The following is a 14185-nucleotide window of genomic DNA, read 5'->3' on the forward strand; positions in this document are numbered from 1 at the left end:
ACCGGATCCTTCAAACCGTCCCCTTACGATTCGGCTTTTTTGATATCAATGACCGTGGCCGTCGCAAACAACCAAAAGGCAATCAACGAAAGAAAAAAGAGAATATCGCGCAAATCCAAGACACCTTTGCTGATCGATTGGAAATGCGTCAAAAAGCTAAATGAGCTGATGGCACTCAGCAGAAATTGTGGGGCCCAACTGCTGAAAAGATCCAGAACAAGTGGGAACCCACTCAAGATGAACCCCAAGGAAATGACCACGCTGATCACAAAGGCGATCACCTGATTTTTGGTGAGAGCGGAGATGCAGGAGCCGATGGCTAAAAATCCTCCGGCCATCAGCAGACTGCCGAGGTAGCTGGCAAGAATAACGCCATTATCAGGGTTCCCCAATACATTTACCGTCAGCCACATGGGAAAGGTCAAGGCCAAGGCGATTCCCGTGAAACACCATGCGGCCAGAAATTTCCCTGCGACCGCCTCCCACATGGTGACGGGCAGGGTCAGCAGCAGTTCAATTGTTCCGGAACGACGCTCTTCCGCCCATAAGCGCATTGCCAACGCAGGGATTAACACCAGATAGAGCCACTGATGAAATTCAAAAAACGGCACCAGGTCGGCCTGGCCGCGCGCAAAATAATTGCCCAGATAAAACGTGAAGGCTCCACTAAGTAACAAAAATATGACAATGAACACCGCCGCAATCGGCGTGGCAAAATACCCGGCCAATTCCCGTTGAAAAATCACTCGAATACGTCCCACAATTCCTCCTTCACTCTCGGAAATGTCTTTCAGCTATTATCTTTAAATTATTGGTCCCTCCGAGAGACATTAAGATGAGATCCCGTTCGTTTAAGGATATACTGCCGAAGGAGCCTCCGGCCGATAGCTTGCATCCCTCCAGAACCAGTCCCTATTACGAAATCGTCTGCTTGGGAGTCGTCAATAAACGAAATACCTCATCCAATTGACCCCGGTCGGGATAAAGTTCCCTCACTTCCCACCCCTGTTCTCGCGCGCAATGTCCAATATCCGGGAGGATCCACTGTCCGTCATCCGGATAAATACGAAATTGCACTAAATCACCGTCCCGACCCACCTCTTCAATCTTTTTGACCCCTTTCACCGTCATCAGGTGATGATGTAAGACCATGGGATCCACTCCGGCTATCGTGCCGAGGACCGTATGGTGAGTAAGAGATTTTCCTTCCAATTCCCCTGGTGTGCCATCAAACACCACTTTCCCCTTCGCAATGATCATTGCACGGGTACAGAGTGCATGTACTTCTTCCAAGATATGCGTCGAGAGAATAATGGCTTTCTCTTTCGCCATGGCCCGAATCAGCGTGCGAACCTCATGCTTTTGATTGGGATCCAACCCATCGGTTGGTTCATCTAATATCAAAATTTCCGGGTCATGAAGAATCGCTTGAGCCAGTCCTACGCGGCGCTTAAACCCTTTCGACAACGTTTCAATCGATTGGTTCAACACCGATTGCAAATTCACCTTCTCGACCGTTTCCGATACCGTTCGCTTTAGCGTCGCTCCGCGATATCCTCGCATCTCCCCAATAAACGTAAGAAACGAGGCGGGAGTCATATCCTGATAGGCCGGCGCTCCCTCTGGCAGATAGCCGATACGCTTTTTGGCATCGATGGGTTGAACGTCAATATTATGTCCACAAATATGCACTGCACCGCTGGTCGGCGTGAGAAAACCTGTGATCATTTTCATGGTTGTGGATTTACCTGCTCCGTTCGGTCCTAAGAACCCGAGCACTTCTCCTTTTCCTACGGTAAACGACACACCATCCACTGCGACAATCGGCCCAAATGTTTTTCGCAAGTTTTCAATTTTAACCGTGATTTCCATGCTACCCTCTTTATCTCAATAATTTCATGAAGTGATCTGTGGCACCTGTTGCGCTCTCGCGTTCTGATTTACCCAACCCCCTTAAAATCAATGGAGATACAATGGGGGCAACTCTTTGACATGTTTGTGAGATTTCGATGGCTTGGCTGTTATGGCCGGCTTGACTGTTTCCCAAAACTGCCGACCATCCCAGTTCTGTTTTTCTGCCGAGGTCGTGTACAAGGTCCGGTCAAGGTTCCAAATGGCCGCAGAAATTGCGGCCGGATCATGAACCGGCTGACTCAATAGACGTTCCACTGATTTCAGACTTCGACAGGGGCGCCCTTTTTCCTTGAGGGAAGCCCATTGTAAGAGTGCGGCTCGCGTTTTTTCCGCTGACTGTTCGAAACACGCAGCCTTCACCCCTTGAATCGCATCTCGTTCCGACTCCAATTTCCCATCATTCCTTTTTGCCATATCTTGACCTCGTTCATTCCGTTTGTGGCGCTCCCTCCACCAGGCCACCAGGGTCACCACCCACAACGTGAAACATCCCCCTGTTATCCACCGCCATGGTAACGGCCTGTCACGATCAGAGGTGCCAAATTGGACATCCATCTTCTGACGATCACTCGCTGTTGAAGAAACAGGCAGGTCCGGAACGGACGTGGGAATCTGTCCTGAGGATGCAGGTTGAGGCGTGCCGAGAACCGTCAGAACCTTAGCAGGGAGAGTGGCTTCTTCCCACTGGTCAGTCTCTATGTTCCACCAGGGAACATGAATCGCGGGCAACGTCACTGTGCCCGGCTGCGTGGGCACGAACACATATTTTTCCTCCCTGGACCCCACAATCCATTTCCCGTCAAAATCTGTCTGGGTTTTTGCCTTGTCGGGATAGATCTTCACAATGGGTGGCGAGGGCACGGGCACTTCAGGCAATTGTTCTCCCCGCTGACCTGTCGCACGCATCACGATCGTTCGAGTGGGGGAATCCCCTATCTGAAGTGTATCGGTATCACCCGACCATGTTTCGGTAAGAGTGAGATTTTTCGCCGGTAGCCAAAATCGCCCATTCAAATCTGATGGAAAGTTTTTGACGTTGATCGCAATTTTCGGACTTCGCCTGTGAATCGAGCGTGAGGTTTTGAAAGGATCACGCCCCAGACTTCCGGGGCGATTGCCAAATAATTCCTCAAAGAGCGTTCCACGGGTTCGGCCTTCCTGCACGGTTCCGGAAAAGAGGACCGGAGGAATCACCTGCCTCCCGCTTTGTTGTGATGTGATGACATAACGACGTTCGGTAATATGATAGCGTCGTCCGTTCCGGGTCGACTCGTACGAGACGTCCTTGCCCACGCGTTCAACAATTCCCCAATCCATTTCGGGTTCATCTAAACGGCCTTCCTGCACGGAAATAGCGCTGACTAACCTCAGCGTCAGAAGGACTTGCCCCTGTAGATAGGAAACGTGTGAGTCCACATCTGCTTCGAGAAAAATATCCTGGATTTCGTTAGCCTCTCTCGTGTGATTCGGCTCATTGACCTCCAGTTGAATGGAGCCGGTTTGATGAGCGCCCACGTGGATAGGAGGAATGGTCACTGTTCCTGTTCGTTTTGGCGCAAGCGTCGCAATCCATCGGACCACGGAAGTGGTTTGCATATTAATGATCGAAGTTTGTTGACTTTGGGTCGTGCCCAATACATCGAAGTCTGCGTCTAGGATCTGCCATTCGGGGGATTCGCCCGAGGACGTCTGATCCGTCTCCACGATGAGCTGGAAGGTCTCATCTGCCATGACCGGATTCCGATCCACATATGCCCTGACTGATTGGGCCGAAACAGGGGTATCAAGACCCATAAATCCAAGGCAGAACACCATCACCCATATCCATCTCAAAATTCTCACCAGCCTTTTCCTTGAGAAATGGTGGACCTTCCAGCCTCTACACGGCGTTGATGCTCCAAAAGGAACTTTCGGCGTAACAATCCCCCGGGATCATCAGGGATACGGCGAAGCCATTGCTGGAGGATTTGTTCAGACTTTTCAATTTCCGGTGACTGGGCAGCGTCCCCCGCAGAGGATAGCTCTGAAAGTTCCGTCTGATCTTCCGGCTTTTCTTCCATTGTAGGTGGTGCGGACAACGGCTTCTTAGATGGTTCGGCTTTCAAAGGGTTTCGCCCTTGCGCCTCTCTTTCAAAACTTTCTTCAGAAGAATTCTGATCTTCATTCGACTGATTAGAGGTTCTGACAGAATCCGAACCCGACCCGGCTTCTTCTGGTTTCTCCTTTTGAGAGTCAACTGTTTTCGAATCGGATTGTGTATGCGTGGAATCTGAAGGATTCTGTGATTTTTCTCCTTGACCTCCTGCCTCATTCCCATGATTGTTCTGTGTGGCAGAGGAGCCATCCGATTGTTGGGGTGATTCTCCTGCCTGTTCTGCAGATGATGATTTTTCCAAGAGTTGTTTGATGATTTCTAGATTATGTCTGGCGTCGGCATGATCCGGCTGCCGAGTGAGGGCGGTTTGATACGAGGCCAAGGCTTCCTCATAACGACCGAGATTAGCCAAGGCATTGCCTCGATTATAATGACCCTCCGGCGTATCCACTATGGAAAAGGCTTTTTCTGCTTCCTGATATTTCCCTGACCGATAATGGGCTATGCCCTTCCAGCCGGGGTCTTGAAACAAGTCTGCCGCTTCTTCCGGAGCGTCACGCTCTAATGCCTGAATCCCCTGTTGATCGGGACGAACCCAGAGGTTTTCCCAGGAAAAGGCCTCGCTTACCTGGGGAATAAGCAGGAAGGCCAGCAGCATTCCTAACCATCCCGGTCGAAATGCGGGCAAGGCCAAAACCAGAAGCAGAAGGACGAGCCAGGGTCCTTCTTCTCGCCACAGGTCGGTTGTTCGCTGTTCAGATGTTGAAGAGGATAGCGCCCTCCTTGGCACAACGGAAGGAAGGACCCGATTGATATCCTGGTCGTCAGCCGACACCGTGGCATAATGACCACCTCCTACTCGAGCAATGGCTTGAAGAGATGGAATGTCCAATTTGGGAATAACCACCGTTCCATCCTGATCTTTGAGGAATCCGCCTGTCTCCGGAATAGGAGCCCCATCGACTGTCCCAATACCAAGCACGGACACACGCATTCCTTGACTCTGTAGCTCACCTACCACCTTCAATGTGGCAGGATCTCCCTCGCCGTCCGTCAGCAAAAGCACATCACCGCGCGCCTGCCCGACGTGCTGAAGGAGTTCATGGGCCTTCTCCAAGGCGAGATCGGTACGGCTGCCTTGGAGCGGCATGAGTTCCGTCTCGAGCGATTGCACAAGGGTCACTAGGGTGTTGGCATCATTGGTTAATGGCGAAACAACGAACGATTCACCGGCATAGACCACAAGAGCCGTTTGTCCCTCTTTCCGCGTTTTAAGCATATCAAGAATTTTGTGTTTGGCTCGCGTCAACCGTGAAGGAGTTACATCCTGCGCATCCATTGAACGGGATAAATCCAAGACCATCACCAACGCCGATTCCGCCCTGAACACCGGCTGGGGTAATTGGGACCAGACCGGTCCGGCCAGTGCAAAAACTGCGACAATCCAACCTGATCCGAGAAGCACGAGAGGCATGCGACGCGTCGCTCCCTCCGTTCCAACCAACAAATGCGGGAGTAGATGGGCATCACACACAGATTCCCATATCTGATCCGTTGTCCCCTTCCTGGCGATTAGGAGAAAGAGTCCGAATAAGGGAAGTAATCCCCAAAACCATTCCGGTCGTAGAAAATGAAACATTGCCATCTTATCGTCCGGCTCCTGCTCGTACTGAGATCGCTTCCGCCTTCCATCTCGATCGGAGAACCCAATTCCTATTCCAGACGAGAGACATGGCCATTACAGAAGAAAGGGCCAACGCGAATCCTAACGGCCATATATATAATTCGGTCGTCGGTCGAAACAGTTCCGTTTCCGTAGTCGCCGGCTCAAGACGATCTAATTCTTTATACACCCTCGTAAGTCCCTCGGTGTCTTTGGCACGCAGGTACAACCCTCCAGTACGTTGCGCGAGGTGTCGAAGGGTATCTTCATCCAAATCGCGGGAAGGATTCACCGTCTGTGTGCCGAAAAACGATTCAATCTCCATTCGATCCGCGCCAACTCCGATAGCATAGATTCGAATACCTTGTTCCTCAGCCAAGGCCGCCGCTTGTGTGGGCGAGACTTCTCCCGCGGTATTGGCCCCATCAGTTAATAGCACTAAAACCCGGCTTCCTGCGGGTTGTTCTCTGAGTCGTTTCACAGCAAGGCCGATCGCATCGCCAATGGCGGTTTCCTGTCCCGCCAAGCCAATTTCTGTTTCCGTCAACATGGCCTTGACCGTATCCCGATCAAATGTCAAAGGGGTCTGCACGTAGGCCTGGGAACCAAATACAATCAACCCTATACGATCGCCAGTTCGGCCGGCGATGAACTCCCCGGCTGCAGCTTTCACAACCTCCAAGCGGGTGACTTCCCGTCCTTTTACCGAAAAATCCGGAATCTTCATGCTGCCGGAGACATCGACTGCCAACATCAGATCACGTCCACTGGTTGGCAATCCAACAGGTTCGCCACTCCACTGTGGACGGGCAGCCGCAAGAAGCAGAGCGGCCCAGATGAACATTCCCGACCAAAAAAGTATTGAATGCCTTGAACGGGTGGGCCCAATCAACTGGTTGGACTGAAGAGCCATAATGTCGTCGAAATGCGGCACCTTCATAGCCCGGCCGGATGAATTGGAGACAGGGGTTGCCCAACGACGCACCATCCAGGGACACAGAAGAAGCACCAACACCCACGGCCAGGCCAACGTCATCATGACGTGCTCTTCCCTGTGGGTGGAGTCACCTGCCGGATCCACTGTTCGACCAAGGGCACCAGTTCGGCAGCCGACACGGCCGTTTGCTGTTGGTAGGGCCCTGAACTAAACAGACGCCCAACCCCGTCCGTGAATTGATTGGTTCGACCTGACCGGTCCAAAAACTGCAGCCAGGAGATTCCTGCTAGCCCTGCGACCTCGGTTCGAGGGAAGGAGGCTATGGCATAGCGACGAATCATGATTGAAAGGCGTTGAATCAGCCATTGATCATCTCGATGGGTATCATAGTGCTGTTTGATCGCACTCAATTCATTCATTGCAAGTCGCCACGACTGTTTCCGACGTCGATTCCTCAGAATCCACAGGAACAGCATGACTGCCATAATGACCAAACCGACGGTGATCCACCAACCCGGAGCCGGAGGCCACAGAGAAATCGGAGGTGGCAGATGCACATCCCGGAGATCTTGTAGAGGAGAACTTGCTGTCGGCATGTTAGCCCATTCCCGTCATGCCATACTGTGATGGGCGCTTCGTCGATGTCCAAGATCCTGTAACCCACCACGCAATTGGAAAAGAATATCATCGTGGGTTCCCAATGGAATGAATCCGATTCCACGGGTCAGGCACAACGTCCGGACATCTTCATAACGTTCCCTAAAGCACGCTGAATAGGATTGGATGATGTTGGTAGATCCTGTATTCAATATTCCCATGCGTGTACCGTCCGTCACAGGATATTGGCCGGCAGGTGGGGGCTCTTGTTCCAATTGGTCATACATGAAGATCGCCACCACATCCTGATGCCCCCCCAATCGGATGAGGGTCTGTTTGGTCTGATGGTCCCAATCGCGAAAATCACTTAAGAGAAAAATGAGGCTTCCGGGCTTGGCGGTTGCCTGAACTCGATTTAAGGCCAAATAAAAAGGTGAGGTAGTGGGACTTTGGCGCTCAACCATCTGTGACGAGTGGGCACTATCTTGAGCCAGGATATTGAGAAGTTGTAGCACTCCGGTTCTTCCTCCCCTGGGTCGGAGTTCCACATGGTCCACATCTGAAAAAACCACCCCCCCAACCCGATCTCCTCTCTCTTGCGAGGCCCATCCCAGTAATGCCGCCGCATGGGCGGCAATGACCGACTTAAAGGCCACCTTGGTCCCGAATCGCATGCCCTTTCTATTATCCACTACGATGAAGACTGGTCGCTCCCGTTCTTCGCGAAAGACCTTCAGGTAGGGTTCATGAGTCCGCGCCATCACCCGCCAATCCATGAGGCGCACATCATCACCCGGTTGATACCGGCGAGATTCCTCAAAATCCATGCCTCTGCCTTTAAACGGAGATCGCTCTCCGCCAGCCAAAAGGGTATGAACCCGCTTCCGGGTCTTGATTCCCAATACCCCTGTCTGGTGACGCATGTTGAGGAGATCGGCAAGCCGAACTTCTACTCCCTGAAATCCTGTAGGGCGATTCAGCCGGAATTCTGATGGGGCTATCTGTTTACGGAACGGCCACATGATTCAAAATTTCTGAGATCACCTGATCAGTCCTGATCCCCTCCGCTTCCGCTTCAAAGGTCAGTAAGACCCGGTGGCGCAACACATCATGGGCCACGGCTTGTATGTCTTCCGGGGAGACATAATCGCGACCTTCCAACCAGGCATGCGCTCTGGCACAACGCTCCATTCCAATGGTTGCCCGAGGGCTGGCTCCAAACCGGATCCATCGCTTCAGCATGGAGCTATACGGTCCAGGGTCACGCGTGGCCATGACTAATTGGACGATATATTCTTCGAGTGCGGGCGCAACATATATATCCCACATCTGTCGTCGAGCCGCCACAATCACCTTTTGAGGAACGGGCGTGGGGACAGTCGTGACCTCCCCAGAAATTGCCCTGGCTTGTCGACGAACAAGTTCGACAATCTTCCGCTCTCCTTCCACATCGGGATATTGCACCCTGACATAGAGGAGGAAACGATCCAACTGCGCTTCAGGCAGAGGATACGTTCCTTCCTGCTCAATGGGATTTTGGGTGGCCATGACTAAAAACAACTCGGGCAAGGGATAACTGGTTCGCCCGATCGTCACTTGATGTTCTCCCATGGCCTCTAATAGGGCGGCCTGCACCTTAGCGGGGGCCCGATTAATTTCATCGGCCAGGACAAGGTTGTGAAAAATCGGCCCCGGTTGAAAGCGAAAAGAGCCGTCGTGTGGACGATAGATATCAGTCCCGGTTATATCAGCGGGAAGTAAATCCGGGGTAAATTGAATCCGGTGAAAATCAGCCTCAATCCCGGAGGCCAACGCTTTAATAGCGGTAGTTTTGGCTAAACCTGGCGCACCTTCAACAAGAAGGTGTCCATCAGCCATCAAGGCAATCAACAGCCTGAGGGTAAGACCCTCTTGTCCAATTACCTGTTGATTCAGAAAGGCTCGAAGCCTTGCTATCTGCTCGTGTTCAGATCCAGACATATGTCTTGATTTGAACCCGGTGGGTTCCTGTAGTCAAAATATTACGGATTCCCCTGTTTTGATGGCATTGGGGAAACCTCAACTTCTCATTCTGCATGGTGTAAGAGCCTCTGTTTTATAATAATTTACCATTTGTGAGAGTCAAGGGGTTTGGCGGAAAAATGGTATCTACCCCGCATGACGGAGTGCAGCGTGCAATGATAGGTCCGGGGTAAGACTCATTATTTCAAATATTTCATATGGAGGAATGGCGCGTGCTCCAACCTCATTGCAGCGGTCATGTCTAATCATATGCGAGGGAGCCGTGGGATTCTCCCAACCAACATGGATTCCTGAGGTCACGAAAGCCTATTGAAGAGGAAATACCGCGCAAATCTTTGAATGGAAGATTGCCTATGGCTTGGAACTTCTCCACATCGACGAAGTGCTCATTCACAAGCATAATCCCAGAAGAACTATCCTCTAAGGCTTGCCCACCACCATCATACTTTTGTTCATTGTACACATTGATGATGTTTTTTATTTTCTTCTGGCAATTTCATTATTCCTATGCAATCGTTTTTTTATGATCCCCATTAATTCGTATTGGTTGTTTAATCCTTAGGGTGTTCATGACAAAAACCATCGCAATATTCAGCCTTTACCAGGATATTTTTTAGCTGCCTCACTCAACAGATCTGCCCCATTTTGCGCCACTTGCTCATAGTCAATTTTCAGTTTTACCATAAAGGCATAAACCCAATCTTCCCGTCAATCAATGGGTGAACCTATGCAATATTGTACACCCTCCAGAAATTCTCCTATCCCTTTCTTAAGTTAAAGAATATTTACTGGAGATTAGGTCACACGCGGGTGGGGAGGGGACAGCATCCCTACTGGCTTCAGTAAAGGTTAAAAAGTGTTGACTGTCATCTTTGGTCTCAGGGGTGTAATTACCTGTTCACAAGGAAGTCGGTAAAACCCACAATTAAAACAGGAGGGACGGTAAGTGGAAGACAACCAAAGAGGTTTCCAACATACATTCCTGGGCTAGGTTCTCGTTCTGTACCCCTTGATTCCCGATCGTATCGAAAAAAAGGAGGGGATGATCATGAACCGTAAACTTTGCGCGATTAGCGTAATAGGAAGTATCTTATTAGGAAGTACATTAGCCCTGGGAAATCCAGGCATGCTTCCAAACCATCCAGGGTATCCCATGGGAGACGCGAAGTCTCCCGTGACAGGGCAATCGGTAGCTAATGATCCGGGACAAACTCAACCCAGTAAGGATGAATCACTCCAACAAGCATCTGGATTTCATGATGCACATGCCATTAACCCTGGGAAGGAAGAACGCCCAAATATTGTGCCGCCTGGGGAATCAAAGTCCATGAACACAAACAGTGATTCCAGCAAGTAGGGGATGAATCCGCAAACCGTCCCCGAACAATCGGGAACACCAAGGGGTCTGAAAAGGAGGGGGCGTAAAGCTCCCTCCTTTTTCCCTATCAAGCCTGCCACTCAATCAATTTCCTCATAGCCTTCACCCTCACCTTCTAATCAGAACAAGGTATAGATGAAGGGGGCAACGGCTGAGCCCTCACTCAGGATTATAAGACCGCCGAGTAGTAAGAGCATGATGATGATGGGGGCGAGCCAGAACTTTTTTCGTTCCCGCATAAAGTCCCACAATTCCCCAAGAAAACCTGTCATCTGTTTCTCCTTTAGAAAGGTTTCAGCACATGGTCCGCGGACCTAGCCTTTTTGACCACGCGATAGCTGTTGGCCTTGGGGTCATAGCCAAGTTGCAATGGTCGTTTACCTAATAATCCCATGACAAACGCCATGGGAGTAAACATCCCAAAAAACATTAGGCTTAAGATAATCCGGGAATTAATCCACCCTAATTTTTCGCCGATCTTCATCCACGCGCGATGCAAGGGCTTAAGCCCTTTTGGAAAAACCATTCCCATTGCCCCAAAAACCGCGGCGATAAGACTTGCCCACAATCGTATACTCTCTCCATGAATGACCAATGGCCATACCGCTACAATTAGAAAGATTCCGCCCATTAACAGGCCGAACGAGCGAAGATCCTTAGCAGTTGGGTGATGAATCGTTGATGTCATGCCGTCACTCTTTCACACTTAATCCAATTCAAATTCTTTCATCCACGTTTCATCCTTCGGCACCGGCTTTTGATGTTCCTTCAAAATAAGACAATTTTCCAGGACGAGGACATCCATCTCTGTCCGCATGAAACACCGGTAGGCATCTTCAGGCGTACAGACAATGGGTTCGCCTCGAACATTAAACGAGGTATTGATCAACACTGCACATCCGGTTTGCTTTTCAAACTCTTGCAATAATTGATAGTAGCGAGGATTGGTATCAGGTGACACCGTCTGAACCCTGGCGGAGTAATCCACATGGGTCACTGCGGGAATATCCGATTTGGGAACATTGAGTAGATCAATCCCCCAAAGATTTTGTTGATCCGGTTGTACCGCTCGTCGTCGCTTCTCGACAACCGGGGCCACCAATAACATGTAAGGACTATCGGTATCCATCTCAAAATACTCGGACACTCGTTCTCTTAAAACCGATGGCGCAAAGGGACGGAAGGATTCCCGATATTTAATTTTTAAATTCATGACCGATTGCATTTTCTCGCTACGAGGGTCGCCCAAGATACTTCGTCCCCCTAAAGCCCGAGGACCGAATTCCATGTGCCCTTGTAACCATCCAATGACCTTTCCCTCAGCCAAATATTCCGCCACTCGACGATACAGGTCCGAATCCTCCACGTACTCATAACTGGCCTCAAGCTGTTGGAGCCGGGATTCAATGTCCTCGTTGGAAAAGCGTGGCCCTAGATAACTGCCTCGCATCGAATCACTAGGGCCCTGGCATACCCGAGGCTGATTCAGATAGCTGTAATGCACATTTAAGGCTGCACCCAACGCGCTGCCCGCATCACCTGCGGCCGGCTGAATCCACAGCCCGCTGAATGGACCTTCCCGCAGCACTCTCCCGTTTCCGACGCAATTCAAGGCCACCCCTCCGGAAAGGCAAAGATTGGAAAGGCCCGTTTCTCGATGAAGGCTGTTGGCCAGACGAAGCATGACCATCTCAGTGACTTCCTGCACAGACCTGGCCAGATCCATTTCCCGCTGGGTGAGAGTACTTTCCGCCTGACGCGGAGGACCACCAAATATGGCGTCGAACTTGTTGTTGGTCATCCGTAATCCGGTACAGTAATCAAAATAGTCCATATTGAGGCGGAAGGTGCCATCCGGCTTCACATCCACCACATTATCCAAAATCGTTTTCACATACTTGGGCTCCCCATAGGGAGCGAGCCCCATCACTTTATATTCCCCGGAATTGACCTTAAACCCGGTATAGTAGGTAAAGGCGGAATACAGCAGCCCGATGGAATGGGGAAAAGGAATTTCCCAAAGAGGTGTTAATTGGTTTCCCCGCCCGACCCAGGCTGAAGTGGTCGCCCATTCGCCCACTCCGTCCATACAGAGGACAACCGCCTCCTTATAAGGAGAAGGGAAAAAGGCCGCAGCCGCATGTGATTCATGGTGCTCCCCAAAGAGCAAAGGCGGCAGGTTCTCTTTTTTATCGAGACCCCCCACCTGACGAAAAGCCTTTTCTAACAAGTTTCGCAGGAACAACTTTTCTTTGATCCAAACAGGAATGGCGGTCAGAAACGATCCTAGTCCCTTCGGCGCATAGGACAAATAGGTTTCCAACAAACGTTCAAATTTGACAAAAGGTTTGTCGTAGAACACCAGATAATCGACGTCGCGCATGCCAACCCCGCCTTGCCGGAGACAATACTCAACCGCATGGCTCGGGAACCCGGCATCATGCTTTTTTCGCGTGAACCGTTCTTCTTGAGCAGCCGCCACAATCTTGCCATTCTGGATGAGACAAGCCGCACTGTCGTGGTAATAGGCGGAAACCCCCAGAATTGAAGTTAATTTCCCGTTTGCCGTTGCCATGTTTTCCCTTAGAACAGCTTGCCTTTGCCACATTGGATGGCCTGGTCAGACAGAAAATCTGTAAATCCTAATTTTTCGGTGAACATGAAGAAGTACTTTACCAACGATTCTTGCCTGTTTCCCTTTCGATCAAATGAAATCAAATGAAAACCTCCTACCGAAGGTATTCTACTTATCGAAACAGTTCATCAAAAAACAATTTCATGTGCTCCCATGACCGTCGATCAGCTTGCTCCTGATATCGCACGCCGTTCATCTCATATTGATTAGCCGAAGGATTGGTGAATCCATGTTTGGCCCCTCCAAAAATCACCATGTGCCAATCGAACCCGGCCTCGTCTAAAGCATGTTTAAATTTCGTAATGTGGTCTTGGCTAAGAAAGGGATCGGCCTCCCCATGGGCAATGAGAATTTTGACTGAACTTTTAATAGCAGAAGATGCGGACGGAAGAGGGAGCGACCCATGGAAACTTACGACTCCTTTGACCGGTGCTCCATCATACACCATTTGCATAACCGTCGCCCCTCCAAAACAATACCCAATAGCTGCTAAACGGGTTTGATCTACCAGGGAGTTAGTCTGAAGAAGCCGTAATCCCTCTTTCGCCCTGGCCTGCCACATCTTTACATTGGCTGTGGTTTGTTGCATCCATTGCCTGGCCGTATCGGCATGAGTGGTCACTTTACCCTTACCATACATATCTACGGCCACCGCCACATATCCCATGGCCGCCAATTGTTCCGCACGAGTTCGGGCATAGTCATTTAACCCCCACCATTCGTGAACAACCAAAATTCCCGGACGTTTACCTTTTATTTCATCATCCCAGGCCACGACTCCTTCCAAAGCAACTTCCCCATGGTTATAGGGGATAGTTGTGATTTGCACCCTGGCTTCCACTTGCGAAGACCATGCACACACAATCATGAGGAGACATAGGCCTAATCGATGGTAAGAGTTCATGATTTCTGCTTCTTTAATGGTTTGGCAAGAATATGGACCG

Annotated in this window: 13 protein-coding genes; 1 reads left to right on the plus strand and 12 read right to left on the minus strand. The window is 50.5% G+C overall.

The annotated features are described in order from the left end of the window. Positions 1–23 precede the first annotated feature (23 nt). The 8 genes from PQG83_RS15345 to PQG83_RS15380 form a co-directional block, all read right to left on the minus strand. Entirely contained in the window at positions 24–761 is a 738-nt protein-coding gene (locus tag PQG83_RS15345; protein WP_312742844.1) for an ABC transporter permease subunit, read from the minus strand. 154 nt (positions 762–915) lie between these two features. Next, positions 916–1872 carry an ABC transporter ATP-binding protein gene (locus tag PQG83_RS15350; RefSeq protein WP_312742847.1) on the minus strand — a complete coding sequence of 319 codons (957 nt, stop codon included), beginning with the start codon at positions 1870–1872 and terminating at the stop codon, positions 916–918. Between the two features lie 87 nt (positions 1873–1959). Beyond that, positions 1960–3756: a BatD family protein gene (locus tag PQG83_RS15355; protein ID WP_312742849.1), complete on the minus strand. Its 1797-nt coding sequence runs from the start codon at positions 3754–3756 to the stop codon at positions 1960–1962. Next, on the minus strand, positions 3753–5654 hold the full coding sequence (locus tag PQG83_RS15360; protein ID WP_312742852.1) for a VWA domain-containing protein: 1902 nt from the start codon (positions 5652–5654) through the stop codon (positions 3753–3755). Before PQG83_RS15360 ends, PQG83_RS15355 begins: the two co-directional genes overlap by 4 nt. Before the next feature lies 1 nt (position 5655). Beyond that, positions 5656–6711 carry a vWA domain-containing protein gene (locus tag PQG83_RS15365; protein WP_312742855.1) on the minus strand — a complete coding sequence of 352 codons (1056 nt, stop codon included), beginning with the start codon at positions 6709–6711 and terminating at the stop codon, positions 5656–5658. Then, positions 6708–7205 carry a DUF4381 domain-containing protein gene (locus tag PQG83_RS15370; RefSeq protein WP_312742858.1) on the minus strand — a complete coding sequence of 166 codons (498 nt, stop codon included), beginning with the start codon at positions 7203–7205 and terminating at the stop codon, positions 6708–6710. Before PQG83_RS15370 ends, PQG83_RS15365 begins: the two co-directional genes overlap by 4 nt. A gap of 15 nt (positions 7206–7220) precedes the next feature. Further along, positions 7221–8228, minus strand: a complete 1008-nt coding sequence (locus PQG83_RS15375; protein ID WP_312742859.1) for a DUF58 domain-containing protein — start codon at positions 8226–8228, stop codon at positions 7221–7223. Beyond that, positions 8212–9186, minus strand: coding sequence for an AAA family ATPase (locus tag PQG83_RS15380; protein ID WP_312742860.1), 975 nt, complete (start codon positions 9184–9186; stop codon positions 8212–8214). Before PQG83_RS15380 ends, PQG83_RS15375 begins: the two co-directional genes overlap by 17 nt. Before the next feature lie 1090 nt (positions 9187–10276). Between PQG83_RS15380 and PQG83_RS15385 the strand changes: the two genes are divergently transcribed. Then, positions 10277–10585 (plus strand): hypothetical protein, encoded by a 309-nt coding sequence (locus tag PQG83_RS15385; protein WP_312742861.1) that lies wholly within the window; start codon positions 10277–10279, stop codon positions 10583–10585. A gap of 140 nt (positions 10586–10725) precedes the next feature. On the opposite strand, the gene PQG83_RS15390 is transcribed toward PQG83_RS15385, so the two are convergent. From PQG83_RS15390 to PQG83_RS15405, 4 genes are all read right to left on the minus strand, one after another. After that, positions 10726–10878, minus strand: a complete 153-nt coding sequence (locus tag PQG83_RS15390; RefSeq protein WP_312645580.1) for a DUF5989 family protein — start codon at positions 10876–10878, stop codon at positions 10726–10728. 11 nt (positions 10879–10889) lie between these two features. Continuing rightward, the gene (locus tag PQG83_RS15395) at positions 10890–11294 is read right to left on the minus strand and encodes an SxtJ family membrane protein (RefSeq protein ID WP_312742863.1); all 405 of its coding nucleotides are present in this window, start codon (positions 11292–11294) and stop codon (positions 10890–10892) included. A gap of 18 nt (positions 11295–11312) precedes the next feature. Beyond that, entirely contained in the window at positions 11313–13181 is a 1869-nt protein-coding gene (locus PQG83_RS15400) for a carbamoyltransferase family protein (RefSeq protein WP_312742865.1), read from the minus strand. A 172-nt stretch (positions 13182–13353) separates the two neighbouring features. Continuing rightward, positions 13354–14145, minus strand: a complete 792-nt coding sequence (locus PQG83_RS15405) for a dienelactone hydrolase family protein (RefSeq protein ID WP_312742867.1) — start codon at positions 14143–14145, stop codon at positions 13354–13356. Between the last annotated feature and the right edge of the window lie 40 nt (positions 14146–14185).

The sequence above is a fragment of the Candidatus Nitrospira neomarina genome, assembly GCF_032051675.1.
Lineage (GTDB): Bacteria > Nitrospirota > Nitrospiria > Nitrospirales > UBA8639 > Nitrospira_E > Nitrospira_E neomarina.